A 23,041-nucleotide genomic window follows, 5' to 3' on the forward strand; every position below is an offset into this window, starting at 1 on the left:
AAAGTCTTAAGGAGATGGTGTTGAATCGGATTCAGCGAGCGCTTCAAACTGCTGCTTGACTGGCGCATCCTGTTGTTCATCTGATACTTGCGGTGCAGATTCAGTATTTTTATAGAGTAAATACTTGGCACGTTTATCGTAGTTTGGATCATTGGGAAGATGTAAAGCTCCCGACTGCCCACAACCGACCAAGGCAAAACCGACTGTAATTAAACTGATGTAGCAAATGATCTGACGCATCTGACCACCTATATGAGTATTTTCGATGAAGTATAACGCGATCATCCGCATGACCAAAGCGCTAAACGCTAGAGAGTATATTCAGACATAAAAAAACGCCAGCAGATCGCTGACGTTTTTATTGATATGGATTATTTATGTTTCTGTTTATAGAAGCCTAAATATCCAATAATCAGTAAAATGAACCAGACCGGGCTGACCATCAAGGCACGACGGGTATCATCTTCCAGCGATAACACACCAATCATGCCGACAAAGAAAATAATCACGATCCAGCAAGTCACCAATCCACCAGGCAGCTTGAATATGGATTGAGCATGCAATTCTGGACGAGTACGGTAATAGATCATGTAGCTCCAGATAATGATCAGCCATACACAGATAAAAAAAATGGTCGATAGAGTCGTTGCTAAGGTAAATGCTTCAACCGTATTCGGCACGAAGTACTGTAATGCTGCACCGAGCAATAAACAGATCGCAGAGAAATACAATGCATTCGCTGGAACGGCGCGCGAATTCAAACGACCAAAGGCTTTAGGTGCCTGTTCTTCCCGAGACAAACCAAACAGCATACGGCTGGTCGAGAACACCCCACTGTTCATTGATGACATTACTGATGACAGCACCACCAGGTTCATGATGATTGCTGCCGCCGCAATACCGGCCTGACTGAACAGATTCACGAACGGAGAAACATTTGGATTGATCTGATCCCATGGTGTCACTGACATCACAATGATCAGAGCAAGCACATAGAAAATAATGATACGGATCGGAATCGAGTTCACCGCTTTCGGCAGGTTACGCTCTGGATCTTTGGTTTCAGCAGCCGTAGTACCAACCAGCTCTACACCTACAAAGGCGAAAATCGCAATTTGGAAACCAGCCAGGAAACCCATAGTCCCAGTCGGAAATAAACCGCCATGATCCCAGATATGGGCAAATGAAGCGACCGTACCTGCATCATTTGTGAAGCCAGTAAAGATCATCCATAAACCTACAGCGATCAGTACAATAATGGCGATAATCTTGATCAGGGCAAACCAGAACTCCATTTCACCAAACAGTTTCACGGTTGCCAGGTTCAATCCCATGATGAAGACAATAGAGGCAATACTGATCAGCACACCTTCGCCCGGAGTAAATGGCAGACCGTTATTAAAGAATTGCAAGTAATAGATAATGGCTGACAAATCCGCGATACCAATCGTGATCCAGCATAACCAGTACGTCCAGCCGACAAAATAACCTGCCCATGGCCCGATCAGATCGGTGGCAAAATCGATAAAAGATTTATATTGCAGATTGGATAATAATAATTCACCCAAAGCGCGCATGACCAGAAACACCATAAAACCGATGATCATATAAATCACCAGAATAGATGGTCCTGCCAAGCTAATGGTTTTCCCTGAACCCATAAACAGGCCGGTGCCAATCGCACCCCCAATGGCAATTAACTGCAGGTGCCGGTTGGATAAACTACGCTGTAGCTCACCATCTTCCGATGATGAGTGACTATATTTTTCTGACATTATTTCATTTCAACTTTGAGTTTTAATCGCGACAAATTAACGTAAAAAACCCGGAATACAAAAAGAAAATTCGCATCATTTGTATTTTCCAACTAATCTTGCAAGTTAATTTATTTTTCTTATATCAATATTCATTTATCTTTAGTCTTAGTTTTAAGGCGCGATGAATACAGGATTTTTCTTGTCAAAGCGCTGAAACTATGTAAAAAATAGAATACAAATCCGCCAATATTCGCGTTTAGGATGAGCGCGCATGGCATAGCAATTGCTTTTCAATCAACATCTCAAATAAAGCTGACACGGATAAATAAGAAGAAATTTATGCAAAATTTACAAAGCATCATGGAAACCGTCAGTGGCTGGGTCTGGGGCCCTTATATGCTGGTCCTCATTGTCGGGACCGGTATATTCCTGACCTTCCGCCTGCTGTTCTGGCAGTTCCGCATGTTGCCACTGGCCTTTAAACAGGTTTTTGGCAAACACCCTTCGCATGAAGGTGATATTTCCCAGTTTGGCTCACTCATGACCGCACTGTCAGCTACCATCGGTACCGGTAATATTGCCGGTGTGGCAACTGCCTGTGTACTGGGCGGCCCAGGGGCCGTATTCTGGATGTGGATGACTGCCCTGTTCGGAATGGCAACCAAATATGGCGAAGGCGTACTGGCCGTCAAATACAGGGTTAAAAATGAACGCGGTGAAATGTCTGGCGGTCCAATGTATTACATTGAGCGCGGCCTGAAATGGAAATGGCTGGCACTAATCTTTGCATTCTTTGGTGCTGTAGCGTCTTTTGGAATTGGTAGTTCTGTTCAATCTAATACCGTTGCACTTGCGGTAGAAAATGGTTTCGGTCTGGAAACCTGGGTTACAGGTATCGTGATTACTGCGTTTTCTGCACTGGTGATTCTGGGCGGGATTAAGTGGATTTCTAGGGCTGCCTCTTTCATCGTTCCAATTATGGCGATTGGCTATGTAGTGGGCGGTCTGATCATTATTTTCACCCATCTCGATTTAGTGGGCCCTGCACTGAAAATGATTTTCACCTATGCCTTTACTGGTGAAGCTGCTGTAGGTGGTGCAATTGGTGCGGCAATTCGTTATGGTGTCGCGCGTGGTGTCTTCTCGAATGAAGCTGGTATGGGTTCGGCACCGATTGCCGCTGCTGCTGCAAAAACCGATCATCCTGCGCGCCAAGGTCTAGTGTCTATGACCGGAACTTTTATTGACACGATTATTGTCTGTTCGATTACGGGTATTGTCCTGGTGATGGGCTTCATCATGGCCGGCAGTGATTTTGGTGGACAAACCGGTGCTGTTCTGACCGTTTCTACATTTAACAAACTGCTGCCAGGTGTTGGTGGCTGGATCGTGACCTTCGGTATTATCTTCTTCGCCTATTCTACCATTTTAGGCTGGAGCTACTACGGGGAAAAATGTGCAACTTATCTGCTCGGTGAGAAATTTGTATTCCCTTATCGCATCATCTATATCCTGTCAGTATTTATTGGCTGTGTCGCGACACTGGATCTGGTGTGGCTGTTTGCAGATACCTTCAACGGTTTGATGGCAATTCCAAACTTGATCGGCCTGTTACTGCTGTCTGGGGTGATCGTGAAAGAATCCAAAGATTTTATTGCTCGCCGTAAATCAGGTGAACTGTATTAATAAAATTTAAAACCCTTAATAAAAAAGCCACGTTCATCGTGGCTTTTTTATTAGTTAAGTTTGCTAAAAATATCAGTTCAAACGGCCAAAAAATCCATCGTCATCATCATGAGCTTGATTTAGATTTAAGAACTCTTCACGATCGGCTTCAATTTCCAGCGCAGTTTCTAGAGATAATACAAAGAACAGCACTCCCGGAATCCTCATTTCCCCTTCGGCATCTTCCAGATGCTCACTGACCATTTGGTAAATTGGATTAGCTTCATCAAATGGCACATCGATATAAAGATCACCTGAATAACTTTCAATCACACCAGGCTGTTCTATACCCATACAGGGTGCAAAGTTAATTTGGCGTTGCTTCAGCCATTCCACTAGGTTCTGCCGCAAATGATAGGACTCAGCATCTGCATTTTCATGTTCGTAATTTTCAAAATGTACAAATAATACATCACGGTCTTTTTCACGTGCGATTGCATCGATATGTTTTAAAAGTTGTGGCATGTCAGGCTTCCTGTACCCGTGATGAATTTTCTCATTATAGGAGGTATTTCACTTTCATGTAGGATGGTGAATTCATAAGCGTCATATGCTGACGTAAATCACTGACTTTTTCAGCCAAAGGTCTTGGTTTTCAGTCTCATTCACCGCTATGCTGTAGCCCCTATTCCCAATATTTATTTTCGGAAATTATGGCTAAAGCAAAAAGTGTGTATCGTTGTGAACAATGTGGAGCAGACCATCCCAAATGGGCGGGTCAGTGTTCTGAATGTGGGGAATGGAACAGTCTGGTAGAAGTCAGTATTGTGCCAGCAACGACACATCGTGCTCAGCCAAAAATTGGCGGATATGCCGGTCAGGCAGCTGCGATTACCACTTTAAATAAAGTCTCCGTTTCACATGAAACCCGGTTGCAAACAGGGATTGGTGAGTTTGACCGAGTCTTAGGCGGTGGTCTGGTCACAGGTTCTGTGGTGCTGATTGGTGGTGACCCGGGGATTGGTAAGTCAACTATCTTATTGCAAACCGCAACTCACATGGCAGCGGGTAATAGCTCAGCCCTGTATGTCACAGGTGAAGAATCCCTGTCTCAGGTGGCATTACGCGCCCAGCGTCTGGACTTGCCAACCGACCAGCTGAAAGTCATGGCAGAAACCTGTGTGGAACGCATTTGCGAGGTGCTTGCACAGGAACGTCCTGCTGTTGCGATTCTGGACTCGATTCAGACTTTATATACCGAAACCTTGCAGTCTGCGCCAGGTGGAGTCTCACAGATCCGTGAGTCTGCCGCCCTATTGACCCGTTTCGCCAAAAATAGCGGCACTGCCCTGTTTATTGTCGGTCATGTAACTAAAGAAGGTGCCTTAGCAGGTCCACGTGTACTGGAACATATGGTGGACTGTGTGCTGTATTTTGAAGGCCAGTCGGATTCTCGTTATCGCATGATCCGCGCAGTCAAAAACCGTTTCGGTGCAGTCAATGAACTTGGCGTCTTTGGCATGACCGATAAAGGTCTGCGTGAAGTGGCCAATCCATCTGCCATATTCCTCAGTCGTTATGATGAAGCGATTCCAGGTTCCATCGTCATGATTAGCCGCGAAGGGACTCGCCCACTCCTGGTTGAAGTTCAGGCGTTGGTCGATGATGCCCATGGCCAGCCACGCCGTGTAGCCTTGGGTCTAGAACAAAACCGTCTGAATATGCTGCTTGCCGTAATGCACCGTCATGGTGGCGTACAAACTTCTGGTCAGGATGTCTATGTCAATATCGTCGGTGGTTTAAAGATTACTGAAACCGGTTCTGACTTGGCTGTACTTTTAGCCTGTGCATCCAGTATCCGGACCAAAGCCTTGCCTCAGCAACTGGCTGTTTTTGGTGAAGTTGGCCTATCTGGCGAAATTCGTCCGGTACCGAATGGTCAGGAACGTCTGAAAGAAGCCGTCAAACACGGTTTTAAATATATTATTTTGCCGCGTGCCAATGCACCGCAAAAACCGATTCCCGGCGTGCAGGTCATTGCTGTAGCCCGATTGCATGAAGCCCTGAGTGAAGCTATGAGCCTAAGTGACGAACTCAATTAGTTTTAATCGATAAATCTTGCGAAAAGCCTAAAAAAATACACATTTTTGATTGAAATCCCCTATAAAGCCTATATAAATAGAGTATTCAAATAAGTTTTTTTCACATAGGAAAATTGAATGGAAGTTCGACAGCGTGGTTTGATTGCAGGTCTTTTAACAGCAGCATTACTGGTTGCTCCTTTAACTGCTGAAGCAAAGCGTGCCGGTGGCGGTAAAAGCCATGGTATGCAACGTTCTGCTGCGCCTACTCAATCTTATCAACAACCTCGTCAAGCTGCGCCAGCACAACAGGCTCCAGCCGCTGGTGCTGCAACTCAGCAAAGATCTGGCCCAGGCGTAGGTAGTATGGTTGCTGCCGGTGTAGCCGGTGCTGCCGTGGGTGCAGTTGCTGCCAATGCGCTGGCTGATGACAAAGAAGTACAAGCGGCTTCTGAAGCTCAAGCAGCTCAACAGCAACAAGAGGAAAAAGGTGGTATTCCTGGCTGGATCTGGATTTTACTTGCTGCCGCTGTTGCCTTCTTCATTTTCCGTAAGATGGGCGCAAAAAAAAAAGTAGCTTCTAATCCATACGCTCCAAATAGTGGTGCTGGTCATTCAGCACCATTTGGTCAGACACCTCCTCGCGGTGGTGACAATACCAATATTTTTGGCCAGAACGTGGGTGGTAGCACGCCAAGCACAAATGCTCCGTTTGGTTCAGCTCCGGTAAATAACGCGCCATTTGGTGCAGCCTATACCAATAGCGGCAACCAGCTTCCAGATGGTACAGAACCTGCGACTTTCTTACGTGTGGCACGTCAACGTTTCAACCACATTCAGTCAATGAATACGGCGAGCAACATTTCAGAAATTAAACGTTACTTGACCCCTGATCTTTACCAGTCGATGTATAACGACATTATGGCAAATCAGGATCAGGACGTAGCTGAGTTCTCTAACCTGAATGCAATGGTGGTAGATTCATCGAATGAGAATGGTCAATATGTAGTAAGCGTACGCTTCACTGGCACTGTAAGTGAAGACCTGAATAGCCAACCTCAACCGTTTGCTGAAATCTGGCACTTTGTCAAACCTGCCGGTTCTCAGCAAGATTGGATGGTTGCAGGAATCCAGCAAGACTAAGTTTTTATCTCATAAATCGTATATCAACAGCGGCTTTCGGGCCGCTGTTTTGCTTTCTGAAACATTGAAAACTATTTAAATTTATTCTTGTTCTCTTTCTATTTGTTTTATTGTTATTCCTCTAAACAAATAGCTTAGTTTGTGTATTTTAATCGCTATCAGTCGTATTTTATAAAAAAGTCAATTTTCGGATTGGCTTTTTTATTTTGAACCTTTTAATCTAGATACAAAGATATTTGAGATACTGACATGACTGAGCGTGTTTCTCCCCCTGCCACGCTGGCAAACCGCGCACTGGCAGGCAATGCCGAAGCCCAATTTGAGCTTGCCGAACTCTATATGCAAAGCGAGCATGATGATGACATCATGCTGGCCGAAGAGTGGGCATTGAAAGCAGCCAATGGTGGCTGGGTTGAAGCCATGTACTGGCTCGGTGAGGGTTATACGGTTTATGCCAAAGAGATCGCTGAGGAAGACCCTGACGATTCCAAAGCTCACTTTGAGTTAGCCTATTACTGGTTGAGCAAAGCCAATTTCGAGAAACACCCAGCGGCAACTTTAGAACTGGCTGGCTTTTACCGACGTGGTGATGTGGTCGAAAAAGATGTCGAAAAATCCATTGCTCTTGTAAAGCAAGCAGCTGAATGGGGCGAAGTTCAAGCCATGCGTGATCTTGCCTTTATTTATGCCAATGGTCTTGGTGTGGTCGTTGATGACATACAGGCAGATTACTGGACACAAAAAGCAGACAAAGCTGAGCAGGAAATAGAATAAAGAAAAAGCCCATCGGATGATGGGCTTTTTTTACGAGAATAAAACTTTATTTCAGTTTTTAAATACTAGATTATTTTTCAAAATATTTTCAAAATTTTCTTATTAGTCAGATATTAAACAATTTCGGATTGGAACCAAATTAATTTCCAAGTACAATACCCCGCTAGTCGAGGGATGCTGCGACGTTTTACAGGTACGAAATGTAAAAGCGCCAGGCTCGACGATCGGTCCAACTTTTTCTAGACAGACCAACAACGGCATCCGCGAACTGAATGATCAATTATTGTTTTTTATAAGGAGATCGTGATGAACGCGGTTAATGCTTCATTTACAGATTATAAAGTTGCCGATATTTCCCTGGCTGACTACGGCCGTAAAGAAATCAAACTTGCAGAAGCTGAAATGCCAGCCCTAATGGGTCTGCGTAAGCGTTACTCTGCTGCTAAACCACTTGCTGGCGCGAAAATTTTGGGTTGTATCCACATGACAATCCAAACAGCTGTTCTTATCGAAACTTTGGTAGAACTGGGCGCTGAAGTTCGTTGGACATCTTGTAACATCTTCTCAACTCAAGACCACGCTGCTGCTGCGATTGCTGCGTCTGGTGTTCCAGTATTTGCTTGGAAAGGCGAAACTGAAGAAGAATACATGTGGTGTCTTGAACAACAAATCAATGTAAACGGCACACCTTGGGATGCCAACATGATTCTGGATGATGGCGGTGACTTAACTGCACTTGTTCATGAAAAATACCCAGAAGTTCTTGCAAAAATTCACGGGATTACTGAAGAAACCACTACAGGTGTAGCACGTCTTCTGGAAATGTGGAAAGACGGCTCTCTGAAAGTTCCTGCGATCAACGTCAACGATTCAGTAACCAAGTCTAAAAACGACAATAAATACGGTTGCCGTCACTCTCTAAATGATGCGATCAAACGTGCAACTGACATGCTGCTTTCTGGCCGTCGTGCATTAGTGATCGGCTATGGTGACGTAGGTAAAGGTTCTGCTCAGTCTCTTCGTCAAGAAGGCATGATCGTACGTGTTTCTGAAATCGATCCAATCTGTGCGATGCAAGCATGCATGGACGGTTACGAAGTGGTTTCTCCGTACAAAAACGGCGTTCAAACAGGCAAAAAAGAAGATGTAAATATTGATCTTCTTCAAAATACCGACCTGATCGTGACTACAACTGGTAACTACCATGTATGTGACGCTGCAATGTTAGATACACTGAAAGCTGGCGCAGTGGTTTGTAACATTGGTCACTTCGATACTGAAATCGATACCAACTACCTACGTGGTTACAAATGGGTTGAAGTGAAACCTCAAGTACACCAAGTGTATCGTTCAGATAATGAAAATGATTACCTGATCCTGCTTTCTGAAGGTCGTCTGGTGAACCTGGGTAACGCAACTGGTCACCCATCACGTGTGATGGACGGTTCTTTTGCAAACCAGGTTCTAGGTCAAATGCACCTGTTCGCTGAAAAATTTGCGGATCTTCCAGAAGACCAAAAACAAGCAGCGATTCGTGTAGAACTACTTCCTAAGAAATTAGACGAAGAAGTTGCTGCTGCAATGGTTGCCGGTTTTGGTGGTGTTCTGACTCAATTGACTCCAGAACAAGCAGACTACCTAGGCGTACCTGTTGAAGGTCCATTCAAGTCTGATGCTTATAAATATTAATACCCCTCACCCCATCCCTCTCCCTTAGGGAGAGGGTAACCATCCAAATTATTTTCAATGAAGTTTTAATGACTTCAAGTGAAAAAAATATGGGCTTAAACCCTGCATAATTCAGTAATGAATTCTCCTCTCCCTTTGGGAGAGGTCAGGGAGAGGGTGATAAGTAAAAGGTATTTATAAAAAGGATTTGAACATGTCTAAACAGATTCCAATTTCTTTTGAGTTTTTCCCGACCAAAACTGATGCGGGTGCAGAAAAACTTAAAACCGTACATCAAGAACTACAACTGCTGAATCCAGAATTCTTTTCTGTGACGTATGGCGCGGGTGGTTCAACACGCGAACGCACTTTATCTACGATCAATGATTTTAACGGTAAAGGCACACCTGTTGCCCCTCACCTGTCTTGTATCGGCGATGATAAAGCGCGTATTGCTGAATTGCTTGATTTGTATAAATCTCAAGGGATTGATCGTATTGTCGCGCTGCGTGGTGACTTGCCATCTGGTCAGGTGGGCCTAGGTGAATTGCCTTATGCACAGGATCTGGTTCGCTTTATCCGTGAACATTCTGGTGACCATTTTCATATTGAAGTTGCGGCTTATCCTGAAATGCATCCACAAGCAGACAGCTTTGATAAAGACATTCAGCACTTTGTGGATAAAGTAAATGCTGGCGCTAATGCTGCATTGACCCAGTTCTTCTTTAATCCAGATGCATACTTCTACTTTGTAGACCGTATCCAGAAAGCTGGAATCGATATTCCTGTTGCGCCGGGTATTATGCCGATTACCAATGCCAGTAACCTGATTCGCTTCGCAGATGGTACAGGCGCAGAAATTCCACGCTGGATTCGCAAGCAACTGGCAACTTATGGGGATGACACTGCAAGCATTAAAGCCTTTGGTCATGAAGTCGTGGTGAAATTCTGCGAACGCCTAATTGCTGGCGGTGCACCAAGCTTGCACTTCTATACCATGAATACCACTGATCCAACCCGTCAACTTGTTAAAGACCTCGGTCTTGCATAAGTAAAATACCTGATTTGAGAGTAAAACTTTAATGCCGCGTTTTTTTATTGAAGCTGATTTAGCAGTAGATACCACTGTAGAACTGACTGAAACAGTGTTTCATCATTGGGTTAAAGTTTTACGTGCTCAAGTCAGCGAAAAAGCCACCCTGTTTAATGGACAAGGTGGTGAATATGAAGTTGAACTGGTTGAAGTTTCCAAAAAGTCGGCTGCTGTACAGGTCAATAGCTATAACCCTACTGATCGCACACCAAAATTTCAAGCCTTGCTTGGTCAGGTCATGAGTAAAGGTGACCGCATGGATTATGCGATCCAGAAAGCGGTCGAACTGGGTGTATCTGAAATTCAGCTTTTAACCTCTGAACGCTGTGAGATGCGACTGAAATACGATCGTGATCAAAAGAAACTGGATCACTGGCAAGGTGTAGCCATTGCCGCCTGTGAACAGTGTGGTCTGAATATTGTTCCTAAAATTTTAGCGCCAATGTCACTTGAAAAATGGCTGGAAACCGATCTTCCTACTACCAAACTAGTCCTAGCACCAAACAAAGAAGAAATTGATGTTCTGGCGAATGCCACACCAGATATTGCTTTGCTAATTGGCCCTGAAGGCGGCTTGAGTGAAGTAGAAATCCTAGCGGCGAATGCTCAAGGCTTTGTCAATTGGTGTATTGGTGAGCGTGTCCTGCGTACCGAAACTGCTCCTGTCGTTGCTCTCTCAATTTTGAATTACACTATTTAAGCGATCAAAATTGTAAAATTTGGTTATTAATTTTATTGATTTTTATTTATAAGCACTCTACTCTTGAGTCAATAATAATGAAACACATATTGATTGATTTAAGAATCATTCAGGCTTGAATAAAAATTAAAATCTAGGATAAAAACCGTTCAGGACGAATACAAGGCACTTAATTATATGATTGATAATCAAGAGGCTTATATCAAAGAGCACTTGCATCGTGCTCAGATTGCGAACACGCTTCGACATAGCCGATATTTTCTGTTAAGTATCATGATTATTTGCCTCTATATTTTCTGTGTTTATCACATTCAATATAGCTCATCGAATAGTTACTTTAATCTCTGGTTTATCCTGACTGAAATTACCGTTAGTATGTGCTGGCTCATCAATACTCTGTATTTTAAGCCTGAACAATATCAACTGAAAAATGCACATTACTGGTTACAGATTCAAAGCCTTGCGGTAGGTTGCTGTATCGCTTCCGGTATTTCTCTGATTTATTATTACCTACCACAGGCCAATATCAATTTTGATGAAATAGAAGCACTCACCCTTTCGGCTTTGCTATTAATCGTGACTCAAGCTTTTGGTCTGACTTATTTAACCCAGAAGCTCAGTTACTTTTCACTGGTATTTTTACCTTCATTGGTACCCTTTTTACTCTTTCAGTTTTTTCATATCTCGGGTGCCAATCCGGTCTTTGGCCTGGCACTAAATTTTGCAGTCATTGTGATCCTGCTCTGTGCCAATAGTACCTATCGTATTCATACCCGTACTTCCCGCCTTTATGCAGAAAATGAATTGCTGGTGAGTAATGCCGAACAGCAGGTCGCCTGGACTGATGAGCTATGCAAACAGCTACAAACTGAAGTCAATAAATCCAAAGATATTAAACTGGAGCTACAACTCAGCAACCAGCTACTGGAACAGAAAGTTCGTGAACGTACCTATGATATTGAACAGATTAATATTGATCTGAAAAACCAGCAGCAAAACCTTGAACTGACTCATGAAATCGCCGGTATCCGTCCATGGGACTGGAATATCAAAGACCGCAGTATTTTGCTGACCAATCATAAAGATGAGAAAGTACAACGGAAATCCAGCGAACATCATTTACAGTTACAGCATATGATTCATCCTGATGATCTGGCTGCGTTCAAAAGCAATATGAAACAGCATTTGCGTGGGAAAACTGAGCGCTATGAAGTAACTTACCGGATTCAGCAAGCACCGGGAGTCTGGAGCTGGGTACATGATGTAGGCCGGGTGATCAGTCGCGATCCTGAAACTCACCGCCCTTTACGCATGGTCGGAATTTTGCGTGATATTCAGCAGGAACGTAGCTCTCAAGAACGCTTGAAACTGGCAGCCAGTGTGATCGAGCAGGCGGCTGAAGGAATCTTCATTTTAAATGATGAATTACGTTATATCGAAGTGAATCCTTATTTCGAGAATTTGTCCGGTTTTGAACGTAATGACATCTTGGGTAAATATCTGTTTGATATCACTGCAAGTCATAAGTCACAGCAGCGCACTATTCATTCCAACATCATCAAGCAAGTCGTGAAAATCGGATCCTTTGATGGCGAACTGAGTGAAAAATTCCTGTCCAGCAAAGAAATGCCACTCTGGTTGCATATCAATGCGATTACTGATGATGAAGGTCGTATCACCCACTATATCGGCATTGTTTCTGATCTGACTGAGCGTAAATTACAGGAACAGCGCCTGTCTTATCTGGAAAATTATGACACGCTGACTGATTTGCCAAACCGTTTTTACTATAACTACCAGCTGCATCAGTATCTGATGACGCAAAAAGATTCCATCAAGAAAATGGCTGTGATTCGACTCAATATCGACCGTTTCCGTCCATTGAATGAATACCTGTCTAATAATGGCGGTGATGAGCTGTTGCGTCAGGTGGCACAACGCTTACGTCTGACCAATGCTGAAGCCCTGTTTGTGGCCCACCTAAATGGCGATGACTTTGCAATTTTGTATGAAATCTCGCATATTCGCCCGTCTGTACAAGAACACTGTCAACGAGTTGCTGAAGCCTTCCAGGCTCCTTTCCATATTTTTGGACAAGATTATGTGATTACCCTATCGATGGGCGTGGCTTTCTATCCGGATCATGGCCGTCAGTTAGATTATTTGAATAACTGTGCTGAACAGGCGCTGAGTGAAGCCAAAAATCTCGGTGGTAATACAATCCATTTCTACTCCAATGAAAATACGGCCTTACTGGAACAGGGAATTTTCATTGAACGCGATCTGCGTAAAGCCATCCAGAATGGTGAACTAGTAGTCTACTATCAACCAAAAATTAATTTCAATGACCAGCACATTTATGGCTTTGAAGCTTTAGTGCGCTGGAAACATCCAGAGAAAGGTATTATCCCACCTGACCTGTTTATTCCTTTAGCCGAACAGACCAGCCTGATTTCCGAGATCGGCCGTCTGGTGATTCAGCAAACTGCTAGACAGATTCGTGAATGGAATGACCTTGGCTTTCATAATATCTGTGTCTCTGTGAATATCGTGGCACAGCAACTGCGTCGTGGTCAGTTACTCGATGATCTGGATCAGGCCATTACCGAAAACCAGATTTCTGGCACCAGTCTGGAACTGGAAATTACTGAATCTTCACTGATTGAAAACTCTGAATCTGTCAAAAATCTGCTGAACCAGATCAAACAGCGCCAGATTAATATCTCGCTGGATGACTTCGGAACCGGTTATTCTTCTTTATCCTATCTTGCCGATTTTCCTATTGACATTCTCAAAATTGACCGCAGTTTTGTCTCTAAAATTGGTGAACATAAACAGGAAGCGATTGTCAGTGCCATGGTCGCGATGGGTAAAGCCATGGGTATGACTGTCGTCGCTGAAGGTATTGAAACTGAAGAACAGCTGCAATATCTACGTGATTTAGATTGTGATATTGCCCAAGGCTACTTCTTCTCCAAGCCATTGCCTGAACTGGAAGCAACTGCATATTTAGAACAGAATCGCATCGCTGAAACTTATATATATCAAGTCTAAGTCTATATCTACCTCGAATAAGATTGTCGCAAAAATAGTCGACTTTGACTGGGCTAAGTGCTTAACAAATGTTATATTCAGAGCCATAAATGCAATTTTTTACCCGCTTTCTGGGTAATCTTTACAACGATAGAGATACAGATGGACGAACAATCTTTAAAGCAGCAGGCTCTTTACTATCACGAATTCCCTACTCCAGGAAAAATCAGCGTTACACCAAGCAAACAATTGGTCAACCAACGTGACTTAGCCCTTGCTTACTCGCCTGGCGTTGCCGCACCATGTCTTGAGATTGAACGTGATCCTTCAACAGCTGCACTGTATACCGCACGCGGTAACCTGGTTGCAGTGGTCAGTAACGGTACAGCAGTTCTTGGTTTGGGTAATATTGGCCCACTGGCGTCTAAACCAGTCATGGAAGGTAAAGGCGTACTGTTCAAAAAATTTGCGGGTGTTGATGTATTCGATATCGAAATTGCTGAAAATGATCCCGACAAGATTGTTGATATTGTCGCTTCTCTAGAACCCACTTTTGGCGGGATCAACCTGGAAGATATCAAGGCTCCAGAATGTTTCTATATTGAACAGAAACTTCGTGAACGCATGAAAATTCCTGTGTTCCACGATGACCAGCATGGTACTTCAATCATTGTAGGTTCTGCTCTTCTTAATGCTTTGCAATTAAACGGCAAAAAAATTGATGAAATCAAGATCATTGCTTCAGGTGCCGGCGCTGCTGCCCTGTCTTGCTTGAACTTGCTTTGTGCCCTTGGCGCGAAAAAAGAAAATATCATCGTTGCTGACTCACGTGGTTTATTAACAACTAAACGTGAAGGTCTGGACGAATCTAAAAGAGCATATGTACAAGATATTGACGCCTCTCAGATCGGTGACGTGATTGCAGGTGCAGACATGTTCCTGGGTCTTTCAGCAGCCGGTATTCTCACCAAAGAAATGGTGAAATTGATGGCCAAAGATCCAATTATCTTTGCCTTGGCGAACCCAGATCCAGAAATTCTGCCTGAACATGCACACGAAGTTCGTGATGACGTGATCATGGCAACTGGCCGTTCTGACTATCCAAACCAGGTAAACAATGCACTGTGCTTCCCTTATATCTTCCGTGGTGCATTAGACGTTGGTGCAACCACCATTAATGAAGAGATGAAAATTGCCTGCGTACACGCGATTGCACGTATGGCACACGTAGAAGCAGATGCTGCATCTTATGGTGAAAAATCAGCTTCTTTCGGCCGTGATTACTTGATTCCTGGTCCACTGGATCAACGTCTGATTCTGGAAATTGCGCCTGCAGTTGCACAAGCTGCAATGGATTCTGGCGTAGCGACTCGTCCGATTCAAGATTTTTCGGCATATCGTCAACGTCTGTCTGAGTTTGTTTACAACTCAGCCTTCATGATGAAACCAATCTTTGCACAAGCTAAAACAGATCCTAAACGTATCGCTTATGCAGAAGGTGAAGACCTGCGCGTACTTCGTGCTGCACAAATTGCAGTGGATGAAGGCTTGGCAAAACCGATTCTGGTGGGCCGTCCAGCAGTCATCGAAGCGAATATCAAGAAATTGGGCTTACGTCTTGAAGATGGTGTCAACATCACCATCGTGGATCAGGAAAAGAACCCGGATTACGAAAAATTTGCAGACGACTATTATAACCTGATGCAACGTAAAGGTGTAACGCCTGAATATGCACACCGTGAAGCGCGTCGCCGTTCTACCCTGATCGCTGCGATGCTGGTACGTCATGGCATGGCGGACGGTATGTTATGTGGTACGTACTCAAGCTACGACATCCATCTGGACTTTGTCAGCAATGTCATCGGCAAACAGGATGGCCATAATACCTTCTTCACCTTAAACGCATTAATGCTTGAAGAGCGTAACCTGTTCATCGCAGATACCTACATCAACCGTAATCCAACGGCTGAACAGCTTGCTGAGATGACGATTCTGGCTGCTGAAGAAGTACGTCGTTTCGGTATTACACCACGTGTTGCCCTACTTTCTCACTCTAGCTTCGGTTCAGACCAGCACGATGCCAGCGCACAAAAAATGCGCCGTGTATATGAAATCCTTTCTGAAACTGCACCTGAGCTTGAAGTTGAAGGTGAAATGCATGGTGATGCAGCATTAGACGAAAATATCCGTCAGTTTGCATTCCCGAACTCTCGCTTCAAAGGTTCTGCAAACTTACTGATCATGCCAAATCTGGATGCAGCCAATATTTCGTTTAACCTGTTAAAAGCAACTTCAGGTAACAACGTGACCATTGGTCCTATCCTGCTTGGTGCTGCGAAACCTGTTCATATCTTGACACCAACTGCAACGACTCGTCGCGTAGTGAATATGACTGCGTTAACTGTCGCTGAAATTCAGGAAGCAGAAAAAAACGCGCTCTAAGGAATGTACGCATTAGCGTAACTTCTTGACTTGAGAAAACCTCTATTCTGTAGCATGATGCTTGTAAGAATAGAGGTTTTTTCATGCAAGTTTATTTAGTAGGCGGTGCAGTTCGGGATCATTTACTTGGACACCCCTATCACGAAAAAGATTATGTGGTTGTCGGCGCGACGCCGGAACAATTGCTTGCTGAAGGTTTTCAACCTGTTGGCAAGGACTTTCCTGTTTTTCTTCACCCTGAAACCAAAGACGAATATGCTCTGGCACGTACCGAACGCAAGTCTGGCTATGGTTATCATGGTTTCGAATTTTATACCGATATTAATGTTACCTTGGAAGAGGATCTGATCCGCCGTGACTTGACCATCAATGCCATGGCCATGGATGATTCAGGCAAGATTTATGATCCTTATGGCGGTCAAAAAGATCTGGCTGATCGTGTACTGCGTCATGTATCAGAAGCTTTTGTCGAAGATCCTTTACGTGTTTTAAGGATTGCCCGCTTTGCTGCGCGTTATCAACATCAGGGTTTTAGCATTGCAGAAGAAACGTTGGTGCTGATGAAGCAGCTGGCGGAATCGGGCGAGCTTAATGCATTGACACCTGAGCGGGTCTGGAAAGAAACCACACGCGCACTAATGGAACAAGATGCAGATGTGTATTTTGAAGTATTACGTAGTTGTGGTGCTTTAAAAGTACTGTTCCCGGAACTGGATGCCTTATATGGCATTCCGCAACGTCCTGAATATCATCCGGAAATTGACTGTGGTATTCATACCATGATGTCTTTACAGCAAGCCTGTCGCCAAAATTATAGTCTGGATGTGCGTTTTGCGGTTCTGGTTCATGACCTGGGTAAGGCATTAACCCCTGTGGAAGAATTGCCACGCCATATCATGCATGAAGAACGTGGGATTAAACCGGTAAATGAGCTGTGTGAACGTTTAAGAGTTCCGACTCATACCAAACAACTGGCATTGGCAGTTTGTAAGGAACACTTAAAATGCCATCAGGCTTTTAACTTAAAACCTGGCACTTTATGGCGTTTATTACAGCGTCTAGATGTATTGCGTCGTCCTGAACGTGTTGAAGCTTTTGTACAGGCCTGTGAATGTGACTCTCGCGGCCGCTTAGGGTTGGAAAATCGTGCTTATCCTCAGGCTCAATATGTGCTGGATGCCATGCAGGTGGTTCGCAGTATTAAAGCTCAAGATTTGCCACCAGAAATTCAAGGTCCGGATATTGGTGAGATGCTAATTGAACGACGGATTGCCGCTCTGGCAGAACTGAAAGAACAGCATAGTGCCATACTTTAAACATCAGGCTCCTTCGGGAGCCTTTTAATATCTTAAATCTTACTCATCTCGATTTTCTATATAAATAGCAATAATTCTTTGAAGCTATCGTGTAATTTCAACACTTAAGCAAAGTAAATATTGATTATGATTGATATTATTTTTAGCTAAGACCATGTCCAATGACTTATCTCATCCGTCAACTGGATCTTGAAAGAGACCTGCATGATGTTCATCAACTCACGATTCAGCTTGGCTATCCCTCTACGCTGGAAAATATCAAACAGCGTTGGGAGCATCTCCATCAAGACAGTCATTATCAGACACTGGTTATAGAACAGAATTCACATGTGATCGGCTATGCCGATTTTATTCAGGAATACACTTGGGAATTTGACGGTGGATATTTAAGGATTCAGGCTTTTGTAATTGATCAGGCCCATCGTGGAAAAGGTATTGGCAAGCAACTGATGGCTGCTATTGAACAGATTGCAAAAGAGCAAGGCTTCAAGATGATTCAGCTCAACAGCGGAAAACGCGAAGAACGCCATCCTGCGCATGCCTTTTATCAAGGACTGGGCTTTGACAGTTATAGTATTGGATTTCGTAAGCATCTGGATCAGCCAGTCATGACCAGCTGATCAATCGTGGATTTAATTTATGAAATTTCAGCAGGGAAAGTAATCACTTTTTCCAATTTCATCTGATTGGTTGCAATCATCAGCAAGCGATCAAGACCTAGGGCAATACCTGAACATTCCGGCATTTGTGGCAATGCCGCCAGCAAATACTCATCAATCGGCATGACATGCAAGCCAAGCGCTGCCCGTTCTGCATTATCTGCTTCAAAGCGGGAACGTAAAACTTCAGCATCAATCAGCTCATCATAAGCATTGGCCAGTTCCAGCCCTTCGATATACAGCTCAAAACGGGCTGCAACCAGCTCCCCATCTTCATCGATTCTGGTTTTAGCCAATGATGCCAGTTCCGGTGGAAAATCTGTCAGAAATACAGCCGTATCGAACCCCAGGCTTGGCTCGACCATATGTGAGAATAAAAGGTCGATATATCCTAAACGGTCATCACCCAAGTCCAGATTGAGACCTACCCGGCGACAACAATCTTTGAGTTGCTGCAAAGTGGCCTGTAAAGGATTGAGATCCAAGCGATCCATAAAGGCATGTTTATAGCTAAGGACAGTGGGACGGATTTCCCCAAAACGGGCCTTAAGCGTCACATTTAACAGATCTGTCACTTCAAACATCAGATCTTTCAGACTAAAGCCCGGTCGATACCATTCCAGCATACTGAATTCACTGTTATGCTTGCGGCCGTGTTCATCATCCCGAAACACTTTACAGATCTGGTAAATTGGTCCACTACCACTGGCCAATAAACGTTTCATGGCAAATTCAGGCGACGTCTGTAGATAATGTGTGCTGAGCTTACCCATGACATGACGCTGGGCCTGAATCGAAGCCAGATGCACATCGGTCACACCAGCTTGAGATAAAATCGGGGTTTCCACTTCCAGCACGTCACGTTCAGCAAAAAACTGACGAAGCTGGGCATACATGTTGGCACGTGCTTTAATGGCTTTTAAGTCGCAGGTCGGTTGATAAGATACTGTTTGCCTCATGCCTTTGGCCCTCCATGAGCGGCCCATTCACGTCGTAGTGGATACGTTTTACGTAAATAATCAAATGCTTTCTGATCGACTTTACCATCTTTTAAACATGCACGCAGATTGGCATCATCACGGGCGATATCATAGATCTGGGTTAAATGCTGTTGTAGCGCCAGTTTTAAATCCTGATTCTGGAAAAACTGTTCACAGACAGGCAATTGGCTTTCAAACTGCTTATTAATCTCAAAACCAAAAGTCTGGCAAAATGCCTCGTAAATCATTTGAGTACCGCGTGCCTTACCTTCCAGACTATAACCTGCAATATGCGGCGTCACCAAGGTAATCAGATTCAGCAGCTGTTCAGAAATTTCCGGTTCATGCTCAAAGACATCAAGTACAACCTGACGTTGAGTTGTCTGAATATCAGCAATTAATGCCGCTTCTTCAACAACTGGCCCACGCGCTGAATTAATTAAAATGGCTTCTGGCTTCATTTGTCCAAGAGCATTAGCATTAATTAAATGATAAGTCGGATGCTGACCTGTTTTGGTTAAAGGCACATGAATGGAAATGGCATCTGCTGCTTTTAGCAATTCTTCAAATTCAACCTGATGAACCTGATCACGCTGCACAAAGGGATCGTAGGCAATCACATTCCAACCCAGCAATTTGGCCATTGTTGCCAAACGTGAACCGACATTTCCTAGACCCACAATACCCAAGGTGAATTCTTTATTTGCATTGATCAATTGGAGTTGTAAATGCAATAAAGCCGTAATCACATATTCAGCCACCGCCTGTGCATTACAACCGGGTGCATTGCTCCAGCGAATGTTCTGTTGTTCTAGTGCAGCAATGTCCAGATGATCTGTACCAATAGTGGCACTGCCAACAAATTTAATCTGACTGTCCTGTACGAGTGCTGCATTGACTTTGGTCACGGAACGAACCAATAAAGCCTCGGCATCTTTTACATCTTCCGCAGTGAGAGTTCTTCCTGCACGATGCTGAATATCGCCAAATTCTGCAAAGAAATAATCGGTAAATGCCAGATTTTCATCTGCGACAATTTTCATAATCTGTTCCAATGACTGAATCTGTCTATCATACCGCGTCAACCAGGATGTGACTATTTTCACTCAAGCTTTAGATGAATTCTTGCAAACATAGAGATATAAAAAATGCCAAAGTCAAACATCACTTCGGCAAAGGAGTGTAATTGGAGTAAGAAAATGACGCAGGGTTAGGCTATTGAAAGCCATACCCTGCACTAAAAAGTTTCCTCTTTTAATGGGAGAATGCAGCAATACCCGTTTGCGCACGACCTAGAATCAAGGCGTGTACATCATGGGTACCTTCATAAGTATTGACCACTTCCAGGTTTACCAGATGACGAGCTACACCGAATTCATCAGAGATCCCGTTACCGCCCATCATGTCACGCGCTAAACGGGCAATGTCTAAAGCTTTACCACAGTTATTACGTTTGATCAGTGAAGTACCCTCGACTGAAGCAATACCTTCATCTTTCATGCGACCAAAACGTAATGCCACTTGCAGACCCAGCGCAATTTCAGTTTGCATGTCTGCCAGTTTTTTCTGAATTAACTGATTGGCAGCCAATGGACGACCAAACTGTTTACGGTCCATGGTGTACTGATGAGCCGTGTGCCAGCAAAATTCAGCTGCACCCATCGCACCCCAGGCAATACCATAACGCGCACTGTTCAGACAGGTAAATGGACCTTTTAGACCACGAATTTCGGGGAATGCGTTTTCTTCTGGAACGAAAACATTGTCCATCACGATTTCACCGGTGATCGAAGCACATAAGCCAACTTTACCGTGAATCGCTGGTGCAGAAAGCCCTTCCCAGCCTTTTTCTAAAATAAAGCCGCGAATATCACCGACATTGCCTTCAGGAGACACTTCTTTTGCCCAAACCACAAAGACATCAGCAATCGGACTGTTGGTAATCCACATTTTGGCGCCCGTCAGACGGTAACCACCATCCACCTTTTTCGCACGGGTAATCATGCTGCCCGGATCTGAACCATGATCTGGTTCAGTCAGACCGAAACAGCCGATATATTCACCGGTCGCCAGTTTTGGCAAATATTTCTGTTTCTGTTCTTCAGAACCAAATTCATTGATTGGCACCATCACAAGAGAACTTTGCACACTGGCCATTGAACGGTAACCGGAATCCACACGTTCTACTTCACGTGCAATCAGACCATAGCTGACATAGTTTAAACCTGCACCACCGTATTGTTCTGGGATGGTTGGACCCAGCAGACCTAGCTCACCCATTTCACGGAAAATGGTGGGATCGGTTTTTTCATGACGGAACTGTTCTAATACACGTGGCATTAGCTTGCCCTGACAGTATGCATGTGCGCTGTCACGGATCATGCGTTCTTCTTCGGTCAGTTGCTGCTCCAGTAAGAATGGATCCTGCCAGTTAAAATAGACTTTGCTGGTTTTTTTCGTATCGACCATTTGATTCATAGTATTCCCTGCCAATCCTTCATCTATCTATTAGATGATGTTGTTTTATCCTTCAGATTGACTCTAGGCATGAATCATGACTTGTTCAAACAATAAATTTGCATGCAGCTATGCAATTTACGCATACCTTATATAAGTTGCTATTTCTAGAAATTATTTGTTTAGCCAATTTGCCTGTTTTTTATACCAAAATCGTATAGTAGTATAAGAGTGATATACCATTTATTGATATCTGACCATTTTAAGTTCAAGGATGAACAGGTGCGTAGAAAAATACCCTCCCTGCAAGCGCTGATCTGTTTCGAATCTGCTGCACGTCATGCCAGTTATACCTATGCTGCGCAGGAACTGTTTTTAACCCAAAGTGCAGTTTCACGTCAGATCCAGCAACTGGAAGAGTATTTAGGTACAGCTTTATTTACTCGTACGCGGCATGGTGTAGAACTCAATCATGCTGGACAACAATATTTAAAGAGTATCACTCCGCATCTCAAAGGACTGGAACAGTCAACACTAGACGTCATTACGCATCAAGGCCGCGGCGGTACTTTAAAACTGGGCGTAGTGCCTACGTTTGCGACTCGCTGGCTATTACCTAAACTCCAGAGCTTTAATCGACTGTATCCTGAAATTACGGTACATCTAGAAACCAGCACCCGCCCTTTTCTGTTTCAGGAACAGATTTTCGATGCTGCCATTTATGCAGGAACTCCTCAACAGGTTGAACAATGGCCTGGTACGCATAGCCATTTTCTAATGCATGAAGATGTAGTTGCTGTCTGTGCGCCTGATCTGATTCAACAGTATTTTCCCGATGCACAGAAGATTAATGACTACAGCTATGACTTAAGTGCTGAACAACTGGTTCAACTCCCTTTATTACAGCAAACTACCCGGCCGAACATCTGGGAAGACTGGTTCAAGCTGCATCAGATCCAGCATCCGAATCCTTTTCAGGGGCAACGACATGAACTTTTTTCCATGCTCGCTGTAGTGGCTAGTCATGGCATAGGAATGGCCTTGATCCCACAAATGCTGATTGAAAAAGAATTAAAGCGACAGGAATTGGTACTGGTGTCCAGCAAGACCTTAGAAAGGAAACGAGGCTATTATCTGGTTCATTCCAGTCAGGAAAGCTCACCGCTGATTGAAAAATTTGTTGACTGGATACAACAGGAAATTCAAGGCAGCCTTCCATCTGAGTCTGAGCTATCCCCCATGAATAGACAATAAAAAACCCCGATCAATGATC

The 23,041-nt window shown here is 44.0% G+C and carries 18 protein-coding genes; 12 read left to right on the forward strand and 6 right to left on the reverse strand.

The window, feature by feature from the left end; translation table 11 throughout:
- Window positions 1-6 precede the first annotated feature (6 nt).
- Together lptM and B3143_RS07990 are read right to left on the reverse strand one after the other, a co-directional pair.
- The gene (lptM, locus tag B3143_RS07985; RefSeq protein WP_004784687.1) at window positions 7-240 is read right to left on the reverse strand and encodes an LPS translocon maturation chaperone LptM; all 234 of its coding nucleotides are present in this window, start codon (window positions 238-240) and stop codon (window positions 7-9) included.
- A gap of 131 nt (window positions 241-371) precedes the next feature.
- Window positions 372-1,775, reverse strand: a complete 1,404-nt coding sequence (locus B3143_RS07990) for an amino acid permease (protein ID WP_004784690.1) — start codon at window positions 1,773-1,775, stop codon at window positions 372-374.
- Between the two features lie 321 nt (window positions 1,776-2,096).
- Between B3143_RS07990 and B3143_RS07995 the strand changes: the two genes are divergently transcribed.
- Entirely contained in the window at window positions 2,097-3,443 is a 1,347-nt protein-coding gene (locus B3143_RS07995) for an alanine/glycine:cation symporter family protein (RefSeq protein WP_004784691.1), read from the forward strand.
- 72 nt (window positions 3,444-3,515) lie between these two features.
- On the opposite strand, the gene B3143_RS08000 is transcribed toward B3143_RS07995, so the two are convergent.
- Window positions 3,516-3,947 (reverse strand): hypothetical protein, encoded by a 432-nt coding sequence (locus B3143_RS08000; RefSeq protein ID WP_286740065.1) that lies wholly within the window; start codon window positions 3,945-3,947, stop codon window positions 3,516-3,518.
- Window positions 3,948-4,135: 188 nt separating this feature from the next.
- Here B3143_RS08000 and radA point away from each other — a divergent pair, with 188 nt between their 5' ends.
- The 10 genes from radA to B3143_RS08050 all read left to right on the forward strand — a co-directional run bounded on the left by radA (window position 4,136) and on the right by B3143_RS08050 (window position 18,292).
- Window positions 4,136-5,524: a DNA repair protein RadA gene (radA, locus tag B3143_RS08005; RefSeq protein WP_004784697.1), complete on the forward strand. Its 1,389-nt coding sequence runs from the start codon at window positions 4,136-4,138 to the stop codon at window positions 5,522-5,524.
- Between the two features lie 117 nt (window positions 5,525-5,641).
- Window positions 5,642-6,646, forward strand: coding sequence for a Tim44 domain-containing protein (locus B3143_RS08010; protein WP_104425880.1), 1,005 nt, complete (start codon window positions 5,642-5,644; stop codon window positions 6,644-6,646).
- 249 nt (window positions 6,647-6,895) lie between these two features.
- Window positions 6,896-7,420 (forward strand): tetratricopeptide repeat protein, encoded by a 525-nt coding sequence (locus B3143_RS08015; RefSeq protein WP_004784704.1) that lies wholly within the window; start codon window positions 6,896-6,898, stop codon window positions 7,418-7,420.
- Window positions 7,421-7,726: 306 nt separating this feature from the next.
- Complete coding sequence (gene ahcY, locus B3143_RS08020) at window positions 7,727-9,109, forward strand: adenosylhomocysteinase (RefSeq protein WP_004784706.1); 1,383 nt, start codon at window positions 7,727-7,729, stop codon at window positions 9,107-9,109.
- A gap of 193 nt (window positions 9,110-9,302) precedes the next feature.
- A complete protein-coding gene (gene metF / locus B3143_RS08025; RefSeq protein WP_004784708.1) occupies window positions 9,303-10,139 on the forward strand; it encodes a methylenetetrahydrofolate reductase [NAD(P)H] in 837 nt (278 codons plus the stop codon).
- A gap of 31 nt (window positions 10,140-10,170) precedes the next feature.
- Window positions 10,171-10,881 (forward strand): 16S rRNA (uracil(1498)-N(3))-methyltransferase, encoded by a 711-nt coding sequence (locus B3143_RS08030; protein ID WP_004784710.1) that lies wholly within the window; start codon window positions 10,171-10,173, stop codon window positions 10,879-10,881.
- A gap of 177 nt (window positions 10,882-11,058) precedes the next feature.
- Window positions 11,059-13,935: a putative bifunctional diguanylate cyclase/phosphodiesterase gene (locus B3143_RS08035; RefSeq protein ID WP_104425879.1), complete on the forward strand. Its 2,877-nt coding sequence runs from the start codon at window positions 11,059-11,061 to the stop codon at window positions 13,933-13,935.
- Window positions 13,936-14,076: 141 nt separating this feature from the next.
- Window positions 14,077-16,356 (forward strand): NADP-dependent malic enzyme, encoded by a 2,280-nt coding sequence (locus tag B3143_RS08040; RefSeq protein WP_004784714.1) that lies wholly within the window; start codon window positions 14,077-14,079, stop codon window positions 16,354-16,356.
- An 83-nt stretch (window positions 16,357-16,439) separates the two neighbouring features.
- On the forward strand, window positions 16,440-17,672 hold the full coding sequence (locus B3143_RS08045; RefSeq protein WP_004784716.1) for a multifunctional CCA addition/repair protein: 1,233 nt from the start codon (window positions 16,440-16,442) through the stop codon (window positions 17,670-17,672).
- A gap of 161 nt (window positions 17,673-17,833) precedes the next feature.
- The gene (locus B3143_RS08050) at window positions 17,834-18,292 is read left to right on the forward strand and encodes a GNAT family N-acetyltransferase (RefSeq protein WP_004784718.1); all 459 of its coding nucleotides are present in this window, start codon (window positions 17,834-17,836) and stop codon (window positions 18,290-18,292) included.
- Window positions 18,293-18,309: 17 nt separating this feature from the next.
- On the opposite strand, the gene epmA is transcribed toward B3143_RS08050, so the two are convergent.
- From epmA to B3143_RS08065, 3 genes are all read right to left on the reverse strand, one after another.
- Window positions 18,310-19,290, reverse strand: a complete 981-nt coding sequence (epmA, locus tag B3143_RS08055) for an EF-P lysine aminoacylase EpmA (RefSeq protein ID WP_004784720.1) — start codon at window positions 19,288-19,290, stop codon at window positions 18,310-18,312.
- Window positions 19,287-20,354, reverse strand: coding sequence for a 4-phosphoerythronate dehydrogenase (locus B3143_RS08060; RefSeq protein WP_004784723.1), 1,068 nt, complete (start codon window positions 20,352-20,354; stop codon window positions 19,287-19,289). Before B3143_RS08060 ends, epmA begins: the two co-directional genes overlap by 4 nt.
- Window positions 20,355-20,565: 211 nt before the next feature.
- A complete protein-coding gene (locus B3143_RS08065; RefSeq protein ID WP_004784725.1) occupies window positions 20,566-21,789 on the reverse strand; it encodes an acyl-CoA dehydrogenase in 1,224 nt (407 codons plus the stop codon).
- A gap of 261 nt (window positions 21,790-22,050) precedes the next feature.
- On the opposite strand from B3143_RS08065, the gene B3143_RS08070 reads away from it, so the two are divergent.
- Window positions 22,051-23,022, forward strand: coding sequence for a LysR substrate-binding domain-containing protein (locus B3143_RS08070; protein WP_004784727.1), 972 nt, complete (start codon window positions 22,051-22,053; stop codon window positions 23,020-23,022).
- Window positions 23,023-23,041 lie beyond the last annotated feature (19 nt).

Origin of the sequence: Acinetobacter sp. UBA1496 (genome assembly GCF_002324975.1) — a bacterium.
Taxonomy (GTDB): domain Bacteria; phylum Pseudomonadota; class Gammaproteobacteria; order Pseudomonadales; family Moraxellaceae; genus Acinetobacter; species Acinetobacter variabilis.

Bases quoted from the DNA above. Each gene is read 5' to 3' on its own strand.
- lptM (WP_004784687.1), bottom strand. From the start codon at position 240: ATGCGTCAGATCATTTGCTACATCAGTTTAATTACAGTCGGTTTTGCC.
- B3143_RS07990 (WP_004784690.1), bottom strand. From the start codon at position 1,775: ATGTCAGAAAAATATAGTCACTCATCATCGGAAGATGGTGAGCTACAG.
- B3143_RS07995 (WP_004784691.1), top strand. From the start codon at position 2,097: ATGCAAAATTTACAAAGCATCATGGAAACCGTCAGTGGCTGGGTCTGG.
- B3143_RS08000 (WP_286740065.1), bottom strand. From the start codon at position 3,947: ATGCCACAACTTTTAAAACATATCGATGCAATCGCACGTGAAAAAGAC.
- radA (WP_004784697.1), top strand. From the start codon at position 4,136: ATGGCTAAAGCAAAAAGTGTGTATCGTTGTGAACAATGTGGAGCAGAC.
- B3143_RS08010 (WP_104425880.1), top strand. From the start codon at position 5,642: ATGGAAGTTCGACAGCGTGGTTTGATTGCAGGTCTTTTAACAGCAGCA.
- B3143_RS08015 (WP_004784704.1), top strand. From the start codon at position 6,896: ATGACTGAGCGTGTTTCTCCCCCTGCCACGCTGGCAAACCGCGCACTG.
- ahcY (WP_004784706.1), top strand. From the start codon at position 7,727: ATGAACGCGGTTAATGCTTCATTTACAGATTATAAAGTTGCCGATATT.
- metF (WP_004784708.1), top strand. From the start codon at position 9,303: ATGTCTAAACAGATTCCAATTTCTTTTGAGTTTTTCCCGACCAAAACT.
- B3143_RS08030 (WP_004784710.1), top strand. From the start codon at position 10,171: ATGCCGCGTTTTTTTATTGAAGCTGATTTAGCAGTAGATACCACTGTA.
- B3143_RS08035 (WP_104425879.1), top strand. From the start codon at position 11,059: ATGATTGATAATCAAGAGGCTTATATCAAAGAGCACTTGCATCGTGCT.
- B3143_RS08040 (WP_004784714.1), top strand. From the start codon at position 14,077: ATGGACGAACAATCTTTAAAGCAGCAGGCTCTTTACTATCACGAATTC.
- B3143_RS08045 (WP_004784716.1), top strand. From the start codon at position 16,440: ATGCAAGTTTATTTAGTAGGCGGTGCAGTTCGGGATCATTTACTTGGA.
- B3143_RS08050 (WP_004784718.1), top strand. From the start codon at position 17,834: ATGACTTATCTCATCCGTCAACTGGATCTTGAAAGAGACCTGCATGAT.
- epmA (WP_004784720.1), bottom strand. From the start codon at position 19,290: ATGAGGCAAACAGTATCTTATCAACCGACCTGCGACTTAAAAGCCATT.
- B3143_RS08060 (WP_004784723.1), bottom strand. From the start codon at position 20,354: ATGAAAATTGTCGCAGATGAAAATCTGGCATTTACCGATTATTTCTTT.
- B3143_RS08065 (WP_004784725.1), bottom strand. From the start codon at position 21,789: ATGAATCAAATGGTCGATACGAAAAAAACCAGCAAAGTCTATTTTAAC.